The organism is Streptomyces longwoodensis (assembly GCF_001514125.1).
In the GTDB taxonomy this organism is placed as follows: Bacteria; Actinomycetota; Actinomycetes; order Streptomycetales; family Streptomycetaceae; genus Streptomyces; species Streptomyces longwoodensis.
Window position 1 is genome coordinate 39,143 of sequence record NZ_KQ948567.1, and the last position, 23,670, is coordinate 62,812.

Annotated in this window: 17 protein-coding genes; 3 read left to right on the top strand and 14 right to left on the bottom strand. The window is 71.4% G+C overall.

Annotated features, from left to right (window positions below; genetic code table 11):
- Nucleotides 1–239: 239 nt before the first annotated feature.
- The gene (locus tag AQJ30_RS34870; RefSeq protein ID WP_067241874.1) at nucleotides 240–2,363 is read right to left on the bottom strand and encodes a DNA gyrase/topoisomerase IV subunit B; all 2,124 of its coding nucleotides are present in this window, start codon (nucleotides 2,361–2,363) and stop codon (nucleotides 240–242) included.
- 442 nt (nucleotides 2,364–2,805) lie between these two features.
- Between AQJ30_RS34870 and AQJ30_RS34875 the strand changes: the two genes are divergently transcribed.
- Nucleotides 2,806–3,036 (top strand): DUF7455 domain-containing protein, encoded by a 231-nt coding sequence (locus AQJ30_RS34875; RefSeq protein ID WP_067241876.1) that lies wholly within the window; start codon nucleotides 2,806–2,808, stop codon nucleotides 3,034–3,036.
- Between the two features lie 112 nt (nucleotides 3,037–3,148).
- Here AQJ30_RS34875 and AQJ30_RS34880 read toward each other — a convergent pair whose 3' ends face one another.
- From AQJ30_RS34880 to AQJ30_RS34915, 8 genes are all read right to left on the bottom strand, one after another.
- On the bottom strand, nucleotides 3,149–4,015 hold the full coding sequence (locus AQJ30_RS34880; RefSeq protein ID WP_067241878.1) for a S1 family serine peptidase: 867 nt from the start codon (nucleotides 4,013–4,015) through the stop codon (nucleotides 3,149–3,151).
- Between the two features lie 133 nt (nucleotides 4,016–4,148).
- Nucleotides 4,149–5,690, bottom strand: coding sequence for an RNA polymerase sigma factor (locus tag AQJ30_RS34885; RefSeq protein ID WP_067241981.1), 1,542 nt, complete (start codon nucleotides 5,688–5,690; stop codon nucleotides 4,149–4,151).
- A 452-nt stretch (nucleotides 5,691–6,142) separates the two neighbouring features.
- The gene (locus AQJ30_RS34890) at nucleotides 6,143–7,030 is read right to left on the bottom strand and encodes a FadR/GntR family transcriptional regulator (protein WP_079084509.1); all 888 of its coding nucleotides are present in this window, start codon (nucleotides 7,028–7,030) and stop codon (nucleotides 6,143–6,145) included.
- Between the two features lie 162 nt (nucleotides 7,031–7,192).
- Nucleotides 7,193–9,121, bottom strand: coding sequence for an ABC transporter ATP-binding protein (locus tag AQJ30_RS34895; RefSeq protein ID WP_067241882.1), 1,929 nt, complete (start codon nucleotides 9,119–9,121; stop codon nucleotides 7,193–7,195).
- A 132-nt stretch (nucleotides 9,122–9,253) separates the two neighbouring features.
- Nucleotides 9,254–10,012, bottom strand: a complete 759-nt coding sequence (locus AQJ30_RS34900) for an NUDIX hydrolase (RefSeq protein WP_067241884.1) — start codon at nucleotides 10,010–10,012, stop codon at nucleotides 9,254–9,256.
- A gap of 140 nt (nucleotides 10,013–10,152) precedes the next feature.
- Entirely contained in the window at nucleotides 10,153–12,069 is a 1,917-nt protein-coding gene (locus AQJ30_RS34905; RefSeq protein ID WP_067241983.1) for a glycogen debranching N-terminal domain-containing protein, read from the bottom strand.
- Between the two features lie 413 nt (nucleotides 12,070–12,482).
- Entirely contained in the window at nucleotides 12,483–14,111 is a 1,629-nt protein-coding gene (locus tag AQJ30_RS34910) for a DUF4192 domain-containing protein (RefSeq protein ID WP_079084511.1), read from the bottom strand.
- 201 nt (nucleotides 14,112–14,312) lie between these two features.
- Entirely contained in the window at nucleotides 14,313–16,472 is a 2,160-nt protein-coding gene (locus AQJ30_RS34915; protein WP_067241886.1) for a RecQ family ATP-dependent DNA helicase, read from the bottom strand.
- A 352-nt stretch (nucleotides 16,473–16,824) separates the two neighbouring features.
- On the opposite strand from AQJ30_RS34915, the gene AQJ30_RS34920 reads away from it, so the two are divergent.
- Nucleotides 16,825–17,436 carry a hypothetical protein gene (locus tag AQJ30_RS34920; protein ID WP_067241888.1) on the top strand — a complete coding sequence of 204 codons (612 nt, stop codon included), beginning with the start codon at nucleotides 16,825–16,827 and terminating at the stop codon, nucleotides 17,434–17,436.
- Between the two features lie 356 nt (nucleotides 17,437–17,792).
- Here AQJ30_RS34920 and AQJ30_RS34925 read toward each other — a convergent pair whose 3' ends face one another.
- The 3 genes from AQJ30_RS34925 to AQJ30_RS34935 form a co-directional block, all read right to left on the bottom strand.
- Nucleotides 17,793–18,422, bottom strand: a complete 630-nt coding sequence (locus AQJ30_RS34925) for a hypothetical protein (RefSeq protein WP_079084512.1) — start codon at nucleotides 18,420–18,422, stop codon at nucleotides 17,793–17,795.
- 68 nt (nucleotides 18,423–18,490) lie between these two features.
- The gene (locus AQJ30_RS34930; protein WP_067241892.1) at nucleotides 18,491–19,192 is read right to left on the bottom strand and encodes a ribonuclease HII; all 702 of its coding nucleotides are present in this window, start codon (nucleotides 19,190–19,192) and stop codon (nucleotides 18,491–18,493) included.
- A gap of 196 nt (nucleotides 19,193–19,388) precedes the next feature.
- Nucleotides 19,389–20,012, bottom strand: coding sequence for a TetR/AcrR family transcriptional regulator (locus tag AQJ30_RS34935; RefSeq protein WP_067241894.1), 624 nt, complete (start codon nucleotides 20,010–20,012; stop codon nucleotides 19,389–19,391).
- Between the two features lie 187 nt (nucleotides 20,013–20,199).
- Between AQJ30_RS34935 and AQJ30_RS34940 the strand changes: the two genes are divergently transcribed.
- Nucleotides 20,200–21,747 (top strand): MFS transporter, encoded by a 1,548-nt coding sequence (locus tag AQJ30_RS34940; protein ID WP_079084513.1) that lies wholly within the window; start codon nucleotides 20,200–20,202, stop codon nucleotides 21,745–21,747.
- A gap of 280 nt (nucleotides 21,748–22,027) precedes the next feature.
- On the opposite strand, the gene AQJ30_RS34945 is transcribed toward AQJ30_RS34940, so the two are convergent.
- Entirely contained in the window at nucleotides 22,028–22,933 is a 906-nt protein-coding gene (locus AQJ30_RS34945) for an ADP-ribosylglycohydrolase family protein (protein WP_067241896.1), read from the bottom strand.
- Between the two features lie 13 nt (nucleotides 22,934–22,946).
- Nucleotides 22,947–23,606, bottom strand: coding sequence for a histidine phosphatase family protein (locus AQJ30_RS34950; RefSeq protein ID WP_079084514.1), 660 nt, complete (start codon nucleotides 23,604–23,606; stop codon nucleotides 22,947–22,949).
- Nucleotides 23,607–23,670: the final 64 nt, after the last annotated feature.

The following is a 23,670-nucleotide window of genomic DNA, read 5'->3' on the forward strand; positions in this document are numbered from 1 at the left end:
ACTGCCTCCGTGAACGGGGAAGGGGAGCCGACAGCGAGCGCTGCCGACGCCTTCGACGCTACGGATCGGCGGAGCTCCGGTGATCGGAGCACGGGTGGATCACGGGTGGATTCAGCGGGGCTGGGGCTCTCCACCCACGGGTGGAGAGCCCCAGCCCGCCCGGCCCGCGAGGAGCCGGCCGAACGCGAAGCGCCGGACGACGTCCCGACGTGTGATGTGCCGGACGCCCGGCGCAGTCGTCAGGCGTCGATCCGGGAGCGGTCCAGCGTCGCCGCCGAGCTGGAGATGAACTCCTTGCGCGGCGCCACGTCGTTGCCCATGAGCAGGTCGAACACCTGCTCGGCCGCCTCCAGGTCGGAGAGGTTGATGCGGCGCAGGGTGCGGTGGCGCGGGTCCATGGTCGTCTCGGCCAGCTGGTCGGCGTCCATCTCGCCGAGGCCCTTGTAGCGCTGGATGGAGTCCTTGTAGCGGACGCCCTTGCTCTGGAACTCCATGAGCTTGTCGCGCAGCTCGCGGTCGGAGTACGTGTAGACGTACTTGTCCTGGCCCTTCTTCGGCTGGACGATCTCGATGCGGTGCAGCGGCGGCACCGCGGCGAAGACCCGCCCGGCCTCGACCATGGGCCGCATGTAGCGGTGGAACAGGGTCAGCAGCAGGGTGCGGATGTGGGAGCCGTCGACGTCGGCGTCGGTCATCATGATGATCTTGCCGTAGCGGGCGGCGTCGATGTCGAAGGTCCGCCCGGAGCCGGCTCCTATGACCTGGATGATCGCGCCGCACTCGGCGTTCTTCAGCATGTCGGTCACGGACGACTTCTGGACGTTGAGGATCTTGCCGCGGATCGGCAGCAAGGCCTGGAACTCGGAGTTCCGGGCGAGCTTCGCCGTGCCGAGCGCCGAGTCGCCCTCGACGATGAACAGCTCGCTGCGGTCGACGTCGTCACTGCGGCAGTCGGCGAGCTTGGCGGGCAGCGAGGACGACTCCAGGGCCGTCTTGCGGCGCTGCGCGTCCTTGTGCTGGCGGGCCGCGATCCGCGTGCGGGCGGCGGCGACGGCCTTCTCCATGACGACCCGGGCCTGGGCGGCGGCGTCGCGCTTGGTGGAGGTCAGGAACGCCTTGAGCTCCTTGGAGATCACCGTGTTCACGATCCGGCGGGCCGCCGAGGTACCGAGGACCTCCTTGGTCTGCCCTTCGAACTGCGGCTCGGCGAGGCGGACCGTGACGACGGCCGTGAGGCCCTCGAGGGCGTCGTCCTTGACGATGTCGTCCTCGGCGACCCGGAGGAGCTTCTTGGCGCGCAGGACCTCGTTCATGGTCTTGGCGACGGCCTGCTCGAACCCGGCCACGTGGGTGCCGCCCTTGGGCGTGGCGATGATGTTCACGAACGACCGGAGGGTCGTGTCGTAGCCGGTGCCCCAGCGCAGGGCGACGTCGACACCCAGTTCGCGGGTGACCTCGGTGGGGGTCATCTGGCCGTGTTCGTCGAGGACGGGCACGGTCTCCTTGAAGGTCCCCTGGCCGGTGAAGCGGAGGACGTCGCAGACGGGCTTGTCGGTGGCCAGGTACTCGCAGAACTCGCTGATGCCGCCGTCGAAGCGGAAGGACTCCTCACCCTTGCTGCCGCCCTCGCCGAGGCCGTACTCGTCACGGACGACGATCGTCAGGCCCGGCACCAGGAAGGCGGTCTGGCGGGCGCGCTGGTGCAGCGTCTCCAGGGAGAGCTTGGCGTCCTTGAGGAAGATCTGGCGGTCGGCCCAGTAGCGCACGCGCGTACCAGTGCGGGTCTTGGCGATCCGCTTGGCCTTGCGCAGGCCGCTCCCGCTCTCGAACTTGGCGTCCGGGCCGTCGGCGGCGAACGCGCCGGGCACGCCGCGCCGGAAGCTGATCGCGTGCGTGTGCCCGGCCCGGTCCACCTCGACGTCCAGGCGGGCGGAGAGGGCGTTGACGACGGATGCGCCGACGCCGTGGAGGCCGCCGGAGGCGGCGTAGGAGCCGCCGCCGAACTTGCCGCCGGCGTGCAGCTTGGTCATGACGACCTCGACGCCGGACAGGCCGGTCTTGGGCTCGACGTCGACCGGGATGCCACGGCCGTTGTCCCGGACCTCCACCGAGCCGTCGTCGTGGAGGATCACCTCGATGTGGTCGCAGTAACCGCCGAGGGCTTCGTCGACGGAGTTGTCGATGATCTCCCACAGGCAGTGCATCAGGCCGCGGCTGTCGGTGGAGCCGATGTACATGCCAGGGCGCTTGCGTACGGCCTCGAGCCCCTCGAGGACGAGCAGGTGCCGCGCGGTGTAGTTGGAACCGTCCCGGTCTGCTCCTGCCAGGAGAGCTGTGGACGGCACGGACGTGTCGGCGGTCACGCGGTTCGCTCCTCGCTGAATTTCAGGTGGGGCCCTTCTGGGTAAGGGCACGGCTTCGGTCGCCGCCACGAGGGTACCGAGGCCTGGTAGAGCCGTTGTCACGCCACCCTCGCGGTGAACTCAGCCTAGTCCAGACTCGTATGCATGTTCGATCCCTCGATGGGGTGAAGTACATATCACGTTCCCTTCCAGGCATGAACCATTTAGGCTCCGGGCACGTCCTCATGAACAAACCGGCAAGCCGGCCGGGAGGACCTGACCATGACCGACAGAGCGAAACCGTAAGCACCGCAGAAACGCACTACGGCACATTCGCCGCCAGACCGGCTGCACCCAGCCACCACGAAAGATTTTTTCGTGGAACGGCCACGAGCGGGAACGTTTGGGGCTGGTTGGATGTTGACCCTGGTACGACAGCTCGTCGAGCTAGAGAAGAGGCGACGTGACTACTGTTCTGACCCCCGCGAGCCAGCTGACGGCCGCTGACCGCTGCGACCGCTGCGGCGCCCAGGCTTACCTGCGCGTCGTCCTGCTCAGTGGCGGAGAACTGCTCTTCTGCGCCCACCACGGTCGCAAGTTCGAGCCGGAACTCAAGAAGATCGCCGCTGAGATACAGGACGAGACCGAGCGCCTGACGGCCGTTCCCAACACCGTCTCCGAAGAAGAGCGCTGATCCTCGGCGTCCACGACGAGCCAGACCCGGCACAGGCCGGTCAGCGGGCGGCCGCCCCTCGACGGAGGGGCGGCCGCCCGCACTCGTGGCTCCTCAGACGCCCTGAACCGCCTCAGGAGGCCCCGTGCGGCGTCCGGGAGCCGCGGTCCCAGCCCAGCGTCCGCAGAGCGTCGGAGACGCGCGTGTAGACGCCCGGGCTCCCCGCCCGTCCGCAGCCGCTCCCCCACGACACCAGACCCACCAGCCGCCCCTGGGCGACCAGCGGCCCCCCGCTGTCCCCCTGGCACGAGTCGACGCCACCCTGCTCCTCCCCGGCACAGAGCATGCTGCCGGCGGCGTAGCGGCCCTCGAAGGAGCCCGGGTAGGCCCTCTCGCACACGGCGTCCGCCAGTACGTGGACGGACGCGGCCCGCAGGCTGTGCGGGTAGGCGCCGTTCCCCGTGATGTCGCCCCAGCCGTAGACCGTGGCCTGGGTGCCCGGCGCGTACGCCGGGTCGCCCGCCGGGGCCATCCGGAGGATCGCGGACGCCGGCAGGGGCTCGCTGAGTGTCAGCACGGCGAAGTCGCCGGACTTGCTGGAGGAGTCGTAGCCCGGGTTGACCCAGACCTCACGCACGGCGATCTCCTGGCCCGCCGTCGTGGACAGATCGGTACGCCCCGTCACGACCCTCAGGTCCCGCGCCTTGCTCGCGGACGTCCCCAGCACGTCCCGGCTCATGCAGTGGGCCGCGGTGAGCACCGTCGTCAGACCGACGGCCACGCCTCCGCAGAACTGCCCCGACCGCGTACCCCCGAACTGGTCACGGCTGGACAGCGCGACCGTCCACGGGCTCTGGGACACGTCGACCGGGAAGCCGCCCACCACGACACCACCGGGGGCCGCCTCCGCGGCCTGGACGGCCGTCCCCAGCGGTATCGCCATCACCGCGGCTGCCATGACCACCGGCCGGACCAGGGCCCGCACGAACGAACGACGCATGGATCCTCCTCACTCAGGGCTGACCACAGGAAACCCAGAGTGATCCAGTACCGGCCGCGCCGCACGCGCGCCGACACGCCGAAGGCCCGGTTCCCCCACGGGAACCGGGCCTTCGGCGTCGTACGACGGTGACCTAGTCGAGGTAGTCGCGCAGCACCTGCGAACGCGACGGGTGGCGCAGCTTCGACATGGTCTTCGACTCGATCTGGCGGATCCGCTCACGCGTCACGCCGTACACCTTGCCGATCTCGTCGAGGGTCTTCGGCTGACCGTCGGTGAGACCGAAACGCATGGAGACGACGCCCGCCTCGCGCTCGGACAGGGTGTCGAGCACGGAGTGCAGCTGCTCCTGCAGGAGGGTGAAGCTGACCGCGTCTGCCGGGACGACGGCCTCGGAGTCCTCGATGAGGTCACCGAACTCGCTGTCGCCGTCCTCGCCCAGCGGCGTGTGCAGGGAGATGGGCTCACGGCCGTACTTCTGGACCTCGATGACCTTCTCCGGGGTCATGTCGAGCTCCTTGGCCAGCTCCTCCGGGGTGGGCTCGCGGCCCAGGTCCTGGAGCATCTGGCGCTGCACGCGCGCGAGCTTGTTGATGACCTCGACCATGTGCACCGGGATGCGGATGGTGCGGGCCTGGTCGGCCATCGCGCGGGTGATCGCCTGACGGATCCACCAGGTGGCGTACGTGGAGAACTTGTAGCCCTTGGTGTAGTCGAACTTCTCGACCGCGCGGATCAGACCGAGGTTGCCCTCCTGGATGAGGTCCAGGAAGAGCATGCCGCGGCCGGTGTAGCGCTTGGCCAGGGAGACGACCAGACGGAGGTTGGCCTCCAGCAGGTGGTTCTTGGCGCGGCGCCCGTCCTCGGCGATGATCTCCAGCTCGCGCTTGAGCTTCGGGGCCAGCTTGTCGGCGTTGGACAGCTTGTCCTCGGCGAAGAGACCGGCCTCGATGCGCTTGGCGAGCTCGACCTCCTGCTCGGCGTTGAGCAGGGGGACCTTGCCGATCTGCTTCAGGTAGTCCTTGACCGGGTCGGCGGTGGCACCGGCGGCGGCGACCTGCTGGGCCGGCGCGTCGTCCTCGTCCTCGTCGGAGAGCACGAAACCGGCGCTCTCGGCGCCCTCCGGCTCGTCACCGGGCTTGGCGTCCTCGAGGACCTCTTCCTCGATCAGCTCGGCGTCGTCCTTCTTGCCCGCCGTCTTCTTGGCGGGCGCGGCCTTCTTGGCGACGGTCTTCTTCGCCACCGCCTTCTTCGCGGTGGTCTTCTTGGCAGCCGCCTTCTTGGCGGTGGCGGCTTCCTCGGTGGCAGGGTCGTCGACGGCGGGAGCGGCCGGAGCGGCGGGCGTGGTGGCGGTGGCCTTGCTCGCGGTCACCGTCTTCGCCGCGACCGTCTTGGTGGCGGTGCGCTTGGCCGGACTCTTCGCTGCGACGCTCTTTCGGGTGCGCTTTGGCTCCGCGGCACTGACCATCAGCGTCACACCCTCTTCCTCGAGGATCTGGTTGAGGCTGCGCAGTACGTTCTTCCACTGAGTGGCCGGAATCTGGTCAGCTTCGAAGGCCCGACGCACATCGTCGCCGGCGATCTGCCCCTCAGCCTTTCCCCGCTCAATGAGCGCCATGACAGAGACGGACTCGGCGATCTCCGGCGGGAGCGTACGGGATGTGCTGGCCGACACGAACAACCTCTCGGAACGTTGGAAAACGGCTTCCGGCCCCGTCCACGACGGACAGGAGCCGACCACCGACCTGGGGATGGGCCGACGGTGCGGGCGGGGGCCGGGAGAAGCACAGCGCCTTGACCGGCGTCCGTATTCCCTCCGCGGCTGTCACCTCTTAGGTCATCGCATAGTTCCCGTGAGCGTTACGCCCAATCTTCGTGGCCCGAGTCACACCGCTTAAGCGCTCAAAATCGGTCAGATACGGGCAGACGAGGTAACCGGAGGGTGCGAGGGACAGCCAGGGATGCGGGTCGGCAGTTCGCACCGTCGGACCCCGCAGGGCCGCGAGGGCCTGCGGGGTCCGATGAAGGGACGGGGCGACGGCCGGAGGGCGACACGAGGTCGACGGTCGGAGGACGACACGGGGAGAAGACAGACGTCCACGGACGCACCGCCCGGGGTGCGCGCCTTCAGTGCTCGCGCGGGGCCGGCACCACGCGCTCGACCTCGGGGTGCACGGTGAGCAGCTGGCGCATGGCCGCCTCGGCGCCGGCACCGTCACCCGCCGCGAGGGAGTCGACGATCCGCAGGTGGTGCGTCAGCGACGCCTCGGTCGGCCGGTCGCAACCGGTGACCGGCCCGCCCGAGACCTGGAGGGCGGCCGACACGATCCCGTGCAGGTGCTCCAGCATGCGGTTGCCCGCGACCTGGATGAGCAGGGTGTGGAACTCGGCGTCGGCACGCGCGTACGTCAGGGCGTCGCCCTGCCCCATGGCGTGCCCCATGATCTCGACCATGTCACCCAGCCGCTGCTGGATGTCGTCGCGCCCGTGCCCGGCAGCCAGGCGCGCGGCGAGCGGCTCGATGGTCCAGCGCAGCTCGCTCAGCTCGCGGCGCTGGTCGTCGCGCTGCGGCCCGTAGGCGCGCCATTCGATGATGTCCGGATCCAGCAGGTTCCAGTCACTGACGGGACGCACACGCGTCCCGACGTTCGGCCGCGCACTGACGAGGCCCTTGGCCTCCAGGACGCGGAGCGATTCACGGACGACAGTGCGGGAGACCTCGAACCGCTGCCCGATCTCCTCGGGCACGAGCGGACGGTCGGCTCCCAGGTCACCCGAAACGATCATCTGGCCCAGCTGCTGCACGAGCTGGCCGTGCAGCCCGCGGCCGCGACTGCCGGAGGCACGTCGGCCCACTCGGCCCAGCTCGGGTTCCGCGGCTTCCCAGGCAGCGGGTCCGACGCGCTCGGCGGAGGGGGCCTCGGCGTAGGGGTAGCGGTCGAGATCGCCCGGGCCTGCCAGACCGGAGTCGGAGGAGCGGGCGGCGGTCATCATGGTGTGCGCAAGGGTACTCACGCATCTTTTGTCGGCGCCGTCTCCAACTGCCTTGAGGTCTTTGGTGAAAAGCACACGAAAGGGTGATCGCTCACACCGTCGCAATTGACGCCTTATCGGAAAGAAATGGACGTTCTCCGGGGAGTTGCGCACAGTGGGGGCACGAACGGTCGACGACGGTCGTCATCGCACCCGACTCCGCAGTGTGGTGAGCACATACGCGCACAGGAGAACCGTCAGCGACAACGTCAGCGCCCCTCCGACAGGTTGGGCGATCACCCTGGCCACCGCGGACAGATAACGCTCACCACCGAAGGGCCACTGGTACAGGAAGACCTGGCGCATGCGCATCGGCAGCCCGGCGGCACTCCGCACGGACGCCCCGTCCCAGGCCTTGTGCACGACCGGTACGACCACCACCGGCACGGCCAGCACCGCCGCCAGCCCCGCCGTGGTGGACCGGAACACCCCCGCCGCCAGCACCCCCGCCCAGGCGCACCCCACCACCAGCCCGATCCAACTCGCCCCCATCGACAGCCACTCCCCGGGAACCTTCACGAACTCCCGTCCGTAGACGAGGTACAACGCCTCGGCGTCACACCCCACCGTCACGAACGCCAGCATCAACGCGGTGGCCGCGGCGACGAGGAGCTTCGCACTCAGCAGCCCCAGCCTCCGGGGCACGGTGCCACGGTCGGCCGCCAGCGCGGGGTGGCGGAACTCGTCCCCGAACGCCAGCGCCCCCAACAGCCCCGCACCCAGCGCGGCCGGCGGCAACGGCAGCTCGGCCGGCCACGCGGCCAGCAACCGCTCCTGCGGCGTGTGACCGATGCGGGCGAGGAGCAGCGCCATGACGGCGGAGGTCGCCAGCACGGCACCTGCGGTGAGGAACCCGGTGCTGATACCGGCGGCGCGACGCAGTTCGTAGCGCAGGGGGCGGAGGGGGCTGGGAGCGGGACGGACGGAGATGGGGGGTGGGAGGTCGGGGAGGGGGGCGGGCGAGGGCCGGGTGGTGGCTCCTCCGGGGTGCGGGGTGGGGTGGGGCGGAGGGAGGGGGGAGGAGGGGGAAGCTACCGGGAGGGAGACTTCGCGGTGCTCTTCGGCGGCAGGCTGATCACCGCCGGTTCCGTCCACCGGTGAAAGGCGGTCGGCGCTTGCAACACTTCCGATCGGCGCCCGTTCACCTTCGATCGCCGCCGCGCCGACCGGGACAGCAAGCTCGACGTCCGTCGTGCCGGGCCCCAGGTCACCGACCTCGTCCGCGAGTTGGTGGACCAGTACGCCGTGCCGGAACGCCGTCTCGCCGACATGGGCGCAGCTACTGCCGTACACGGAGAGCCGGTTGCCGCCGTCCTGCACGACCTGGACGGAGCGCTGTGCCGCGCGGGCCTCTTTGGTGAGGACGGCGGCGAGGCGAGCGGCGTGGGGGGTGCGGACGGCGACCCGGGGCCGCAGGCGGGTGCGGGCGAAGTCTTGGACGTCCTGGTCGGCGACGATCCGGCCCTGGTCCAGGGTGACGACGTGGTCGGCGGTGCGTGCGGCCTCTTTGGGGTCGTCCATCGTGAGCAGGACCGTGCCGCCTTGGGCGGCGTGGGCCTTCAGCATGTCGTACAGCCAGCGGGCCTCTTGGACGGAGAGTCCGTCGCCGGGGGCGTCGAGCACGAGGGTGTGCGGGCCGGGGAGGAGGGCGCAGGCCAGGCCGAGTCTGCGGTCCACTCCGCGTGAGAGGGTGCCGAGGCGTTCCTCGCGCAGGCTGGCGAGGCCTACGACTTCGAGGACTTCGTCGGCTCGCCGTACGGACACTCCGGCCGCTGCGCACAGCATGCGGAGGTGGCCGCGCACCGTGCGGCCGGGGTGGCCGGGCACGTCGCCCAGCAGGACGCCGACTTCGCGCGAGGGGTGGGCGATGTGGTGCAGCGGGCGCCCCGTGAAGTGGGTGATACCCCGGCCTTGTTGGAGTTCGAGCATGAGTCTGAGGACCGTGGTCTTGCCCGCGCCCTGGGGTCCGAGGAGCGCGGTGACATGGCCCGCGCGCGCCTCGAACGAGACGTCGTCGACGGCGGGCGGAAGGTCCTTGCGGGGGACGCTGGTCAGTCCGAAGGCCTGGATCACCCGTAGCAAGATAGCGCCCTATGCCCGTTTTGTCGGGAACCTAGCGATGGGTCGATCTGCCGGGTCGGCAACGGGGTCTCCACCGCTCAAGCGCGAGCGCCGTACACGGGGAACGGCGCGGTCGCTCCGCTGTCAGACTTCCGGCCGCAGCATCGGCGGGTTGAGGAGGGTGGCCCCGCCGGCGCGGAAGAGCTGGGCGGGGCGTCCGCCCTGGCGGGTGGTGGTGCCGCCGGTCGGGACCAGGAAGCCGGGGGTGCCCGTCACCTTGCGGTGGAAGTTGCGCGGATCGAGCGCCACGCCCCAGACCGCTTCGTAGACCCGCCGCAGCTCGCCGACGGTGAACTCGGGCGGGCAGAACGCCGTGGCCAGGGACGAGTACTCGATCTTGGACCGGGCGCGTTCCACGCCGTCCGCGAGGATCTGGGCGTGGTCGAAGGCGAGGGGCGCCACGGGCTCGCCCTCACGGCCGTAGCCGCCCTGCTGGAGGAGTTCCTCGACCGGCGCCCAGCGGGCGTTGCTCGCGTCGCCGCCGGCGCGGGGTGCGGGCAGGTCGGGGGCGAGCGCCAGGTGGGCGACGCTGACCACCCGCATGCGGGGGTCGCGCTTGGGGTCCCCGTAGGTCGCGAGCTGTTCGAGGTGGGCGCCGTTGTCCTGGACCGGGACCGAGGGGTCGTGGGCCTGCAGCCCGGTTTCCTCGGCCAGTTCGCGCGCCGCCGCCTGGGACAGGTCCTCGTCGGGCCGTACGAAGCCACCAGGGAGGGCCCAGCGCCCCTGGAACGGCGCCTCGCCCCTGCGGACCGCCAACGCACACAGGGCGTGGCGGCGTACGGTCAGCACGACCAGGTCCACGGTGACAGCGAAGGGCGGAAAGGCTGACGGGTCGTAGGACATGCCGCGATCATAGTCGTCTTCCTGACGATAAACACTCCCTTCGTCGGTCCCGTCGATGGCTGATCCACAACGCATCGTGTCGGTCGGCACGGCCTGGTCCAGGGTGTGCCCGCTGTCGTACGTTCGACTGTCATACGAGGTCAGGAGCCCAGTTGCAGCCCCTCGGCCGCCTCCTCGACCATCGCGAGTCCGAGTCGGCTGACCCGGACGGAGAAGGGTGCGCCCGCGACGCGGAGACCGGTCAGGACGATCTCGCCGAGGGGTGCGCTGCGTACGGGGCGCAGGGTGACGGTGCCGGCGGGGGCGTCGGGGCGGATGCCGGCGAGGGTGGTCAGCAGCAGGATTCCAGCGGCTGCCGCGGTGGAGGTGGGGCGGCAGGCGGCAGGGTGGGGCAGCGGGGCACCGCCGTCGGTGCGCTGCTCCCCCGCGTACATCTCCGGCAGGCGGTGGCCGAAGGCCTCGGCGGTGGCGAGGAGGCCGTCGAGCAGGGCGGACGCCTGCTTCTCGTAGCCGGCCGACATCAGCCCCGCCACGGCGAGTGCTGTCTCGTGGACGCGGACGGCTCCGCTGCGGTGGCCGAACGGGTTGTATCCGGGTTCCTTGGTGCTCAGGGAGCGCAGTCCCCAGCCGGAGTCCATCGACGGGCCCTCCAGAAGCCGGGCGAGCTGTTCCGTCTGTGTCTTGTCCAGGAGGCCGGGTGCCAGGTGTCCGCTGCCGAGGAGACCGGTGTCGAGCAGGTGGGCCACGCCCGCGCCGAAATGGGGCAGATGCCGTCCGTCCGGGAGGCGCGCGACGGCGGGACGCCCGCCGCCTGGGGCGTCGATCCAGAAGTCCTGACGGAACGCGCTGCCGAGGGTCTCCGCCCACTGTCGTAGTCCGGTGCCGTCCGGTCTCGAGCAGGCGTCGAGGAGGTCGGCGCCGAGGAGGGCGGCTCGGTGGGCGTGCGCCTGGGTCTCGCAGCGCACGGGTCCGCCGGGCTGTGGGTCGGGCAGGTAGGTGCCGTTGCCGACGGCTTGTCTCAGCCAGGTCAGGCAGCGCTCGGCAGCCGGCAGCAGTTCGTCTGTCTCGGCTTCGGGAAGTCCCCAGCGACGCGCCTCGGCGAGGAGGACGGGGAAGAGGAGGGTGGCTTCCGTCGCCGTGCAGCCGGGCGGCAGGTGGGGGCCGGCGTCCCGGCGTGGGCCGGGGATCATGCCGCACTGCGGTCCCGGGCCGGCGAGTTGGGTGCGCGCGAGGGTGCGCAGGGTGCCGACGGCGAGGCGGGTGCCGAGCGGAAGGGTCATGCGAGCCGCGGCCAGCGCCTCGGCCGGGGCCAGGCCGCACCGCCACGGTGCACCGGCCGCGAGGTGCATGTCGGCGGGCCGCACGGGGTCGCGTACCAGCAGGGCTTGCAGGTCTTCGACACTGGCCCGCAGCAGCGCCTGGACGCGACGGTCGTCACCGCTGGCGTGTGCGGGCGCCAGGGGGTTCGTCGTCGCACGACCGGCAGGACGGACGGGGCCGCTCCCGTCCAGGCGCACCCTCAGCTCCACTTCGGCGCTGCCGCCCGGGGACAGGTCGAACTCCCAGCGCAGCATGCCGGCGGAGGCGAGGGCGTCGGAGGGCGGAGGGTCGGCGGTCACGGACACCGATGCGGTCGGACAGGTCCAGCGCAGGCCGGAAGCGCGGACGCCGGCGGGCAGGTCGCGGCCCGCGGTGCCCGAGGCGATCGCGCTCAGGTCGGCGAGATCCGTCCCCAGGGTGATCTCGACCGGCACACGCAAGGGGTGTGCCGCCGCGCTGCGCACTGTGATCGTTTCCGTGCCGTCCGCCGAACGGGTCCGCTCGACGACGACGTCCGGGTCGGGGCCGCCGTGCGGAGCTGCGCGCAGGGCGCCGGTGAAGCGGGCTCGGTCGGCGGAGACCATCCGGGCCTGGACGGGGAGCGGCTCCCGTCCCGCGACGCGCAGGTGGCAGCGGGAGAGCAGGCGTCGGCCGGCCCGGTAGAAACCTTCCAGACCGCGACCGGCGAGTTGTCCGTCCGCTGTGGAGAGGGCCAGTCCGGGCAGGGCGACGCAGATCAAGGCGTCGTGGGCGGGGGGCAGGTCCCTCGGCCTGCGGGGCGTGGACGGTGTGGAGGCCGGGAGGGGTGTCGGGGGTGGGGGTGTTCTGGGTGTCGGCGCGGGAGGGGGCACACCGGCGTCGGGTCGGAGGGCCGGCACGGGCTGTTCAGCGGTGCGGCAGGTGTCGGCAGAGGGGGGCGTCGGCTGATGCATGCGCTGGTTGCTTCCGCTCTGTGTGGGGTCCGGCGTGTTCGACGGCAGGCAGGCATTCCGGCTGGGATGACGGGCGGGTGGCGGGACGCCCCGCACGGGCACTCCGCCACTCAGGTGAACGGGGCGGGTCTCCCCCAGGTCACGCCCGGCAGCGGGCGAGCCCACCGAACGGCGGCATGCGGCCTGGTGGACGGCGGAGTGTCGTCCCGCTGCCCCCTCTACATGACGTCGTCGCCAGCGGCGGGTTCGCTTTCTGGGGTGCCTCCGTCCGTACGCAGGACGTTCGCTTCCTGCGCGTCCACGCGGTCCGCGCGTCGGCGTGGTGTCGTCGGCTTCCCTGCCGTTCGAGGGCCGGTGTTGCCCCGGCCTGCGGTGAGGGGCCGGCTGCCGTCCGCCGCTGAGGTGCGCGGGCGTCGGGCTGATGGGCTCGGCACATGCCCTTCGCCGCTCGCGGCGAGGGGTGAGGTGCCGGAGCGGGTTCGGCGGCGACGCCGTTGTTCCGGTACGTGCGGGGAGGGGCTCATCGGTGCAGGGGTTGCCGGGTCCGGAGGGCTGACAGGCTCCTCGCGTTCGGCACGGCCGCCGCGCTCAGCACGCTCGGCGCGCTCGGCACATTCCGCGCGCTCGGCACGCTCGGCACGCTCCACACGCTCGGCGCGCAGGCAGCGGCGGACCGACTCGGGGTCCAGGCCTTCGTTGCAGGCCTGGTGCAGGAGACGGGCGAAGAGGTAGTCGGGGTCCGCTCCGAGGGCCATGGCCAGGGCTTCCCTGGCTTCGAGTTCGTCGCCGGTGGACCAGGCGACCCAGCCGGCGAGCGTGAGCAGCGCCGCGGCGTGTTCCGCGTAGGGGCCGACGCAGCGACGGGCCAGTGCGCGCCACAGACGGAGGGCGGGCCCCGCTTCGTCGCCCTCCATCCACTCGGCCGCCCGGTCGCGCGTGGTGCGGTCCTGGAGGCCGAGGATGAGGGCCGCGGCTTCGTCGGCACGGAGCAGGTCGTCGTCACGCCGGTCCGCTGCGGCGGAGTCGGGGACGGGTGCCGTAGCGGCGAGGCGGTGCATGAGTCGTTCGGCCAGCTCGATCGTCTCGTCGGCCACCTCGGCCCGGCCGTTCTCGTCGAAGATCCGGGGGACGAGGGACATGCCCGCGGTGTCGAGTGCGACCTCCTGTTCGACGGCTACGGCGGTCTCGAGCGGCATCAGCCTGGCCCTGAGCTCGCGCAAGGTACCGCGCACCTGGATCCCGGCGTAGGCGGCGGCTGCGGCCAGGACCGAAGTGCCGGGCAGGCCCATGGGCTCCCCCTCGTCGGGGCAACAGCCCTGCCCGCCGCAGCAGTAGGACCAGAAGCGGCCGTCGGAAATGCACAGCGCCTCGATCACCGGCACGTCGAGACGACCGCAGGCCACGCGCAACTGGTGCGCCAGTGGCTGGAGCCGCTCCATGACGCTCCGGCCGGTCTCGCCCTTGGCGGGTTCCTGGCAGAGGTAGGCGACGATCTGCTCGGGGCGCGCTCCTCGGCGTTCGCCGCCCGTCACCAGCCCGTGGGCCAGTTGCTGCGCCACCGCGGCCCAGTCGTCGGAATGGGTGGGGATGCCGAGGCGGGCCCGGCCACCGAACCGCCCGCGGCCGCCCCTGTCGTGGAGGCTGACCAGGATGATGCTGTCCTCGGGCCGGTATCCGAGGAGGTACGGCAGGGCGTCGGCCAGTTCGGCGGGTGAGCGCAGGGTGACCTGATGGGTGCCGAGGTCGCCGTCGAAGGGGGTCGGGCCGTGGGGCGCGTACGGGGGTCGGCCTTCGTACGCCACGTCGTCGTTGTCGAAGGAGCCGGTCATTTCGTCGTGGTTCGTCATGCGCCGACGATCTCGCGGATCGCGAGATCCGCTGCGAACCTGTGGACAAGTCATAGCAGGGACACGTCACGACGGACAGTTCCCGCAGGTCAGGGCATTTCAGATGGTCACACTGGCCCTGTCGGCCGATGGTCACACCGCCCCTGCCAGCCGCCTCACTTGCCTCCCAGCCTCTCCCATATCCCTCCCAGCTCCTCCCCCTCAGCCCGCCGCAGCCAACACCAACGGCAGCACCTGCTCGCCCCCCGCCCGGCGCAACAACCGCGCCGCGACGGCCAACGTCCACCCCGAGTCGGTGTAGTCGTCCACGAGCAGGACGGGTCCGGGAGCGGCGGCGATCGCCTCGGCCAGCTCCTGCGGCACGGCGAAGGCGCCGGACAGTGCCCGCAGACGTTGCGCGGAGTTGCTGCGGCGGGCCGCGTGGGCGCCGTCGGGCCCGGTGTACGCCATGGTGCCGAGGAACGGGAGGCGGCCCACGCTCGCGATGCCCTGCGCCAGGGAACCCACCAGCTGCGGACGGCTCAGGGACGGGACCGCGACGACACCCACCGGCCTGGCCATCGCATCCGGAGCCTGGGTGGCCCATCCGCCGGGCGAGCGCGCCCAGTCGGCCAGGACGGCGACCGCGGCCCTCAGCACGTCGTCGGGCACGGGGCCGTCGGGCGCGTTCTCGGACAGCAGGGGGCGCAGACGGTTGCCCCAGCCGATGTCGGAGAGCCGGCCCAGGGCGCGCCCGGTGGAGCTCTGCTCGCCGCCCGGGATGCGGCCCTTGAGGTCGATGCCCAGGGCAGGCATTCCCGTGGGCCACATCCGGCGCGGCTCGATCTCCACGCCCGGGCGGTCCAGTTCCTTCGCCGCTCCGGTCAGTGCTTCCTCGGAGACGGAGGCGTCGATCCACGCTCCGGCACAGTTGTCGCAGCGGCCGCAGGGCTTGGCGCCGTCGTCGTCCAGTTGCCGGCGCAGGAACTCCATCCGGCACTGGGACGTTGTCACGTAGTCACGCATCGCCTGCTGCTCGGCCGCGCGCTGCCGTGCCACCCGCTCGTAGCGCTCGGCGTCGTACACCCACGGCTCACCGGTGGAGTTCCAGCCGCCCTTGACCCGCTTGACCGCGCCGTCCACGTCGAGCACCTTCAGCATGGTCTCCAGCCGGGTACGTCGCAGGTCGACCAGGGCCTCCAGGGCCGGTACGGACAGCGGGCGTCCGGCGTCGGCAAGGGCCGCGAGGGTCTGGCGCACCTGGGCCTCGGGCGGGAAGGCGGTGTCGGCGAAGTACCGCCAGATCGCCTCGTCCTCCTTGCCCGGCAGCAGCAGCACCTCGGCGTGCTCCACGCCGCGGCCCGCTCGTCCTACCTGCTGGTAGTAGGCGATCGGCGAGGACGGTGAGCCGAGGTGCACCACGAAGCCCAGGTCGGGCTTGTCGAAGCCCATGCCGAGCGCCGAGGTCGCGACGAGCGCCTTGACGCGGTTCTCCAGCAGGTCGGTCTCGGCCTGCTGGCGGTCGGCGTTCTCCGTGCGCCCGGTGTACGAGGCGACCCGGAAGCCACGCTGCCGCAGGAAGGCGGTGGCCTCCTCGGCGGCGGCCACGGTCAGCGTGTACACGATCCCCGAGCCCGGCAGCTCGTCCAGGTGCTCGGCCAGCCAGGCCAGGCGGTGCGCGGCGTCCGGCAGGCGCACCACGCCGAGCCGCAGGCTCTCCCGCTCCAGGGAGCCGCGCAACACCAGTGCCTCACCGGCGCCGGTACCCAACTGTTCGGCCACGTCCGCCGTGACCCGCGCGTTGGCCGTCGCGGTGGTGGCCAGGACGGGCACGCCGGGGGCGAGGTCGGCGAGCATCGCGCGCAGCCGTCGGTAGTCCGGGCGGAAGTCGTGGCCCCAGTCGGAGATGCAGTGGGCCTCGTCGACCACCAGCAGGCCGGTCGTGGCTGCGAGCTTGGGCAGCATCTGGTCGCGGAAGTCGACGGAGTTGAGGCGTTCCGGGCTGACGAGGAGTACGTCGGTCTCGCCGCGTTCGACCTCCTCGTGGATGGTGTCCCACTCCTCGGGGTTGGCCGAGTTGATGGTGCGCGCCCGGATACCGGCGCGCGCGGCCGCCTCGACCTGGTTGCGCATGAGCGCCAGCAGCGGCGACACGATCACCGTGGGACCCGCTCCCCTGCGGCGCAGCAGGGCCGTGGCCACGAAGTACACGGCGGACTTGCCCCAGCCGGTGCGCTGCACCACCAGTGCCCGCCGCCGCTCCCGCACCAGCGCCGCGACCGCCTGCCACTGGTCCTCCCGTAGCCGCGCGGTATCTCCCGGAGCCCCGACCAGCTCGGCGAGGACGGCATCGGCTTCGGCGCGGAGCTCCTGGATGTCCATGCCTCCATGCAACCCGATACCCGGGGTCAGCTGCCAATCCGCCCTTCGGACGGGTCCGGCCTCCCACGGGTCGTCCGTCCCTGTGGATCACCCGTGACGGGGTGCGCTCGAACCGGTCGTGTGCGGGTGGAACAGGCGTCACGTGCGCCCGTCCTGGGTAGTGATATAAGCCACGCATCGCCGCATAACCGTCGGTGGCCCCAATTGCTCGTTGCCGCATCCCAGTTCGACAGGAAGAATTGAGTTCCGCTCCCCGCACGGCTCGGCCGTGGCCCCGGTAGGGGTCTGTTGCGGTGCGCGCTCCCCCGAATCCGACCCGCCCGCTGTGTGGGCCGTAGCCGAAGGGAGGACCGTGACCTTCGGATTCGCTCCGTCCTCGGCGGCATCGTTGTCCGCGTCCGACGCTTCCGCCAACCGCTTGCTCGAACCCGCGGAATGGGCCGCAGCCGGCATACCGCTGCTGCGCAACCCCCGCGAGGTCGTGAGCGGGCTGCACGCGCGGCACCGGCCCGGGCCGGCCACCGCGATCGTGGCCGTGCTCGACCCGGACGAGCGACTGGCGGCCAGCGCCTCGTTCATCCGCCGTTCGGCTCCCGCCGACGGGTGGATGTTCCGCAACGCCCTCCTCGCCCAGCTGCGCCGGATCATTCCGCACGACCTGCGCCGCCGTACACCGGTGCGCACGGCCGTGCTGCTCTACTGCCGCGAGGGCGACGCGCGCTGGACGGAGGAGGACGGAGCGTGGATGTGGGGGCTGCGTGACGCGTGCACGCTGCACGGGTTGCGCTGCGGGGCGTACATCACCCTGACCGACGACGGCTGGCAGGTGCTCGGCGAGGGGCGGGGCGGCCGCCGGCCCAGCCTCGGCTCGGCTCCGGAGCCGTTCGCCCTGTCCGAGGTGCCGCCGCTGCCCCGCACCGGCGGCGCCGCGTCCGACGTCCTGCGACGCGCCGCCGCACGCTGAGCGACACCGGTCGGCCGGGCCGGTACGGGACACCGGCGGCTTCCGGCCGACGCGCAAGGCCCCGGACCACCTGATGCACCGCATGCGGCATGCAGTGGGTAGCAGCCACGTGCATCCCAGCCTCTCGGCCAGTGCTCCAGGACGTTCCGGCGAAGACGGTCACCAGAACGCCCCCACGACGAGCGTCGGACGTCCGTACCGGCCGCTGACGGTGGCGACGGCTCGGCCGGACGCCAGAGCATGCCGAGCCCGCGCACGCACCGGTACGCGACGGCGCCGTCGCGCAGACGTCAGCCGGCACCGGCGCCCCTCCGGCCGTGACGCCGGAGGCACCTGTACGGCCCTCGGGGCTCGGCTCAGACTCCCGTGCCCAGCACCGCGTTGATCTGCTGCGGGTCTCCGCAGACGATCAGCAGGGCGCCGGCCCGGGCGTGGGCCAGGGGGAGGACGGTGGAGGCCGCGGAGGCGGGGCCTCCGTTGAGGGCGACCACGACGACGGGACGCTCGGACGCCCGGCCCACGGCCTCGGCACCGGCGTAGAAGACGTCGTCCCGCGCGTCGTGCTGCGCCCAGTAGGACGCCTCACCGAAGGACAGTTCGTGGGTGGCCCACGGGTGCTGCTCGCCGGTGGTGACCACCAGCACGTCACCCGGAGCGCGGCCCGAATCCAGCAGGAGGTCCACGGCCTCCTCGGCGGCGTCCAGCGCACCTTCGGCCGAGGCCGGGATCAGCTGGACCTGCGGAGCCGTCGAGGGGGTGGCAACGGCCTGGGCCTGCGGCCCGGGCTTGGGTGCGGCCACGTCGCGGGGCGTGCGCTGCGCCGGAGCCGTCGGCCGCGGAGGACCGGGGCGGCCGGGGCGCGACGGAGCCGCGGGACGGGGGCCGGGTACGGGGCGGGGGGTCGGCGCGGTACGGCCGCTGGCCGGCGTGGCGCGGGGACCCTGGGCACTCTCGTGAATCTGAGGCTCCTCGGGAATGAGAGGCATGAGCTGATTTTTATCAAACACTGGTGCGGTTCGCGCCAGCGGGTGGCACAGCAGTGCGAACGACGGGGTCAGAAGTCGAAGCCGAGTTGGCCCGCGACCTCCGGAACGCTTGCGTCCGCCCAAGTGCGGGCCTTCTTGAGGTGCCGCCACTGGGGCAGCGCATCAAGATACGCCCACGACAACCGGTGGTACGGGGTGGGGCCCAACTCCTGCAGCGCGGCCTTGTGCACGGGTGACGGATACCCGGCGTTGTCCGCGAAACCGAAGTCTGCATGGTCGATGCCCAGTTCGGCCATCATTTTGTCGCGCTGGACCTTGGCGAGCACCGAGGCGGCCGCGACAGCAACGCACGACTGGTCGCCCTTGATCACCGTGCGAACGCGCCAGGGGGTGCCGAGGTAGTCGTGCTTGCCGTCGAGGATGACCGCGTCGGGCCGGACCGGCAGGCCCTCGAGGGCCCGTACGGCGGCGAGCCGCAGCGCGGCCGTCATCCCCATGCCGTCGATCTCCTCGTGGGAGGCGTGTCCGAGGGCGTAGGACGTCACCCACGTCCGCAGTTCCTCGGCGAGTTCGGTGCGGCGCTTCACGGTGAGGAGCTTGGAGTCGGTGAGGCCCGCGGGAGGTCGGCGCAGTCCGGTGACCGCGGCGCACACGGTGACGGGTCCGGCCCAGGCACCGCGCCCCACCTCGTCGACACCGGCAATGATCTTCGCTCCGGTCGTGGCGCGGAGGGAGCGCTCGACGGTGTGAGTGGGTGGTTCGTACGGCATGGCGCCCTCAGACTACGCCGCCGGGATCGCTGCGCGACACCCCGGTTCCCCTCCGCGGATCCGCCCGCCCGGAAGTCGGCCTGAACGCGCTCCGCGCGCCCGGCACGAGGCCGACCGCCAGTCGTCCTGCCGCTGCTCCGCCACCCGCCCAAGGGCGGCACCCCGCTGGAAGCGGCGGCCCCCGTAGCGCCCCGGCTCAGCCCGCGTGCGGCCGCAGCAACGGCAGCATCAGCTGGTCGACCATCTCCTCCAGCTCCCGGTCCTCCCATTCGCAGCCGCGCACCTTCGAGCGGTACATCATCATCGCCGGGACGGCGTCGAAGACGTAGTCGTTCGTCGCGTCGGGCCGCACCTCCCCCCGCTCGATCCCACGGCTGATGGCCTGATGGAGCAGCTCGACGGTGGGCCGCACGACGCCCTCGAAGATCAGCCCCTGGAAGCGTTCCACTTGCGCCGGATCGCATTCGTGAATCACTGCGCGGAGAGCGACTCCGGGGCGCGAGAACATCGCGTCGCGCGCCGTGCGGCACAGCGCCAGCAGGTCCTCGCGCACGGTGCCCAGGTCGGGCGCCTCGTCCAAGCGCGGCAGCGCGGCCTGGAGGGCGTCGGCGACCAGGTCCTCCTTCGACGGCCAGCGCCGGTAGACCGCGGCCTTGCCGGTCTGGGCGCCGGCGGCGACGCCCTCCATCGTGAGGCCGTTCCAGCCGACGGTGCCGAGTTGCTCCAACGCCGCGTCGAGGATCGCGCGTTGGAGCACGGCGCCGCGCCGGCGGGGGGAGGCCGCCTGAACGGGGGCGGCCGTCCAGCGCGAAGTAACCATCCGAGTCTCTCCAGGTGCAGGTGAAGCGGGGTGGTGCGGGGAAGCAGCGGGCGTCGGACGGCAGTTGGGGGACGGGCGCTGCCGTACGGCGAAGACAGTGAACGCTTGCGTTCTCTAGCGGGGACTCACTACCGTGGGCGCAACAGTGAACGCAAGCGTTCACTAAGCCTTGCGTGGGGGACCCATAGTGACAACCTCTCAGTTGATCGAAGAACAGAAACCGGGTGCGGCCCGCCGGCAGGGGCATCCCGGCATCGCGCTCACCGTCATCGCGGCCTGCCAACTGATGGTGGTCCTCGACGCGACGATTGTGAACATCGCACTCCCGCACATTCAAGATGCGCTCGAGTTCAGCACCACCGACCTCACCTGGGTGGTCAGCGCCTACACGCTCACCTTCGGCGGTCTGCTGCTGCTCGGCGCGCGGGCCGGCGACATCCTCGGGCGACGCCGGGTGTTCATGACCGGCATCCTGCTGTTCACCTTCGCCTCGCTGTTGGGCGGAGTGGCCCAGGAACCATGGCAGTTGCTCGCCGCGCGTGCCCTGCAGGGCGTGGGAGGAGCGATCGCGTCCCCCACCTCCCTGGCGCTCATCACCACCACGTTCCCCGAGGGCCCGGAACGGAACCGGGCCTTCGGAGTCTTCGCCGCCGTGTCGGCGGGCGGCGGTGCCATCGGTCTGCTCACCGGCGGCATGCTCACCGAATGGCTCGACTGGCGCTGGGTGCTGTTCGTCAACGTGCCCATCGGCGTCCTGATCGCGTTCCTGACCCCGCTGTACATCAGCGAGTCCGAACGCCACCCGGGACGCTTCGACATCGCGGGCGCGCTGACCTCCACACTCGGCATGGCCTCCTTGGTGTACGGCTTCATCCGCGCCGCCGAGGAAGGCTGGCGGGACGACCTTACCCTGGGCTCCTTCGCGGCCGCCGTGATCCTGCTGCTGTCCTTCGTCTTCATCGAGACGCGGGCCAAGGAGCCGATCACCCCGCTGAGGATGTTCGCCGACCGCAACCGCTCCGGCACATACGTGATCATGCTCAGCCTGGCCGCCGCCATGTTCGGCATGTTCTTCTACATCGTGCTGTTCGTGCAGAACGTGCTCGGCTACAGCCCGATCAAGGCCGGTGTCGCGTTCCTGCCCGTGACGTTCGCGATCGCCGTGGGCGCCGGTCTGTCGCAGCGCTTCCTGCCCGTGCTCGGCCCCAAGCCGTTCATGCTCAGCGGCACCGCCCTCGTGGTCGTCGGGCTGACCTGGCAGACGTTCATCAACCCCGACAGCTCCTATCTCGGCGGCGTGCTCGGTCCGATGCTCGTGTTCGGCTTCGGCATGGGGCTGAACTTCGTGACCGCCACCGTCACGGCGGTCGCGGGCGTCGCTCCCCACGAGGCGGGCGCGGCCTCCGGGCTGCTCAACGCCATGCAGCAGGTGGGCGGTTCGCTCGGCCTGTCCATCCTGACCACCGTCTTCGGGTCGGCCAGCAAGGACGAGGCCGAGAAGCAGCTGCCGCGGTTCCTGGCCGACGGGTCGCCCGAGCAGAAGGCGGAGTTCGCCAAGACGCACCAGCTGCCCGCCCCGTGGGGGCACGAGGTGCTCGCCCACGGGATCTCGACGGCCTTCATCCCGGCGGCCGCCATGGGTGTACTGGGCCTGGCCACCGCCTGGTTCGTCATCCGGGTCCGCAAGAGCGACCTGGAGGCCCTGTCCGGCACGGCCGGCCCGATCGTGGGCTGACCGGGGAGCCGGACCACCACGGACCGAACGGGCCGGGTCCCCGGCGGACGCGAGCCCAACACGTCCGCCGGGGCCCGGCCGAGCCCGTTCCCGAAGTCGGCACCCACCTCGCACGCGCGCTCCCCACCCCACGAGCACCACCCCTAGACCTCGCACATCCCCTCCAGAACCACCCGCACCTCACACAGCGGATGTCCGGACAACGAGCGCGCGGTCACAGAGAGTTCCCGGCAAATACGCAGAGTTTCGAAAGCACTCTCCGGGACGGCTCAGTGGCGCATCAGGCGGACACGCCCGCCCACTCCGGCAGCGCCTCCGTCCGTTCCGCCCATGCCGCCGGCGGCGCTCCCGCCCGGCCCGCGGAGACGATCCCGCCCACGATCGCGCAGGTGGTGTCCACGTCCCCGCCGACCTGCGCGGTCGTCCAGAACGCCTCCTCGTAGCCGCCCAGGGACCGGGCGGCCGACCAGACGGCGAAGGGGACGGTGTCGTGGGCGGTCGTACGGCGTCCGCAGCCCAGGACCGCCGCGACGGTGGCCGCGTCGCCGTAGTCGAGCATGTCCCGCGCTCGGCGCAGGCCGGCACCGACCGCGCTGCGCGGGACGAGCGCGATCACCCCGTCGAGGAGCGACTCGGGGGTCGGCGGGCCTCCTGGCGCGGCGGCGAGTGCGGCGGCCGCGGCCACGGCCATGGCGCCGACCACCGCCTCCCGGTGCTGGTGCGTGGGGTAGGCGGAGATCTCGGCCTGGTGGGTGGCCTGCTCGGGATCGTCCGCGTACCAGGCGCCGAGCGGGGCGATGCGCATGGCGGCGCCATTGCCCCAGGAGCCCTGGCCGTTGAAGAGCGCGGCGGACAGCTCGCGCCAGTCGCCGCCCTCCCGGACCAGCCGCAGGAGCCGGTTGACGGCGGGGCCGTAGCCCCGGTCGAAGTCGTGGTGCTCGGCGAAGGAGCGGGCCAGGGCGTCCTGGTCGATGCGCCCGTGCCCGGCGAGGACGGCGACGACGGAGCAGGCCATCTCGGTGTCGTCCGTCCACTGCCAGGGTCCGGACGGCAGCTCGCGGAGCTTGAGCAGCGGGACATTGACCGGTACGAAGAACTGCGAGCCCAGCGCGTCGCCGACGGCGAGTCCGCGCAGGCTTGCCAGGGCGCGCTCCAGGCGCCCGTCGGAAGAGGTGTCTGAGATCATCGGTTCTGCCACTCTATCCGGTGATCCCGTACGATTCCGGGTCACGCCAGCGGTCGAACGGCCGGTCGAGGGTGTACTTGCCGTCGTCGCCCAGAACGAGCATGCGCATCTCCGCGTTCCCGGGATTGGACAGCGACTCGAATTCGGCGACGGTCCAGTGGAACCAGCGCATGCAGAACAGGCGCATGGCCAGGCCGTGGGTGACGAGGAGGACGTTCGGCGGGTGGTCGGGGGCCTCGAAGCTGCGGAAGAGGCTCTCCAGGAAGTTGCCGACGCGGTCGTAGACGTCGGCGCCGCTCTCCCCCTGGGCGAAGCGGTAGAAGAAGTGCCCGTAGGCGTCGCGGTAGGCCTTCTGCAGGCGCACGTCGTCGCGGTCCTGCCAGTTCCCCCAGTCCTGCTCGCGCAGCCTGGGCTCCTCGCGCACGCGGATGAGCTCCTGGTCGAGGTGGAAGGCGCGCAGGGTCTCGTGCGTGCGCCGGTACGGGGAGACGTAGACGCTGATCTGCTCGCGCCCGAAGACTTCCCTCAGGGTCTTCCCGGTCTCCTCCGCCTGCCGCCACCCGCGCTCGGTCAGCGCGAGGGCGTGGTCGGGTTCACGCTCGTACACGGTGTCATCAACATTGCCCGTTGACTCCCCGTGGCGGACAAGGACGATGCGCCGTGGTCGTGCCATGCCAAAACACTAGATCGGATGGCGCGATTGCGAGCACTCGTGCGGGCCCCATACGGCGTACGTC

What these genes read in the sequence shown, in the direction of transcription:
- AQJ30_RS34880 (WP_067241878.1), bottom strand. Translation starts at nt 4,015, where the DNA reads ATGCGTCGTTCGTTCGTGCGGGCCCTGGTCCGGCCGGTGGTCATGGCA.
- AQJ30_RS34900 (WP_067241884.1), bottom strand. Translation starts at nt 10,012, where the DNA reads ATGTCCTACGACCCGTCAGCCTTTCCGCCCTTCGCTGTCACCGTGGAC.
- AQJ30_RS34910 (WP_079084511.1), bottom strand. Translation starts at nt 14,111, where the DNA reads ATGACGAACCACGACGAAATGACCGGCTCCTTCGACAACGACGACGTG.
- AQJ30_RS34915 (WP_067241886.1), bottom strand. Translation starts at nt 16,472, where the DNA reads ATGGACATCCAGGAGCTCCGCGCCGAAGCCGATGCCGTCCTCGCCGAG.
- AQJ30_RS34925 (WP_079084512.1), bottom strand. Translation starts at nt 18,422, where the DNA reads ATGCCTCTCATTCCCGAGGAGCCTCAGATTCACGAGAGTGCCCAGGGT.
- AQJ30_RS34930 (WP_067241892.1), bottom strand. Translation starts at nt 19,192, where the DNA reads ATGCCGTACGAACCACCCACTCACACCGTCGAGCGCTCCCTCCGCGCC.
- AQJ30_RS34935 (WP_067241894.1), bottom strand. Translation starts at nt 20,012, where the DNA reads ATGGTTACTTCGCGCTGGACGGCCGCCCCCGTTCAGGCGGCCTCCCCC.
- AQJ30_RS34945 (WP_067241896.1), bottom strand. Translation starts at nt 22,933, where the DNA reads ATGATCTCAGACACCTCTTCCGACGGGCGCCTGGAGCGCGCCCTGGCA.
- AQJ30_RS34950 (WP_079084514.1), bottom strand. Translation starts at nt 23,606, where the DNA reads ATGGCACGACCACGGCGCATCGTCCTTGTCCGCCACGGGGAGTCAACG.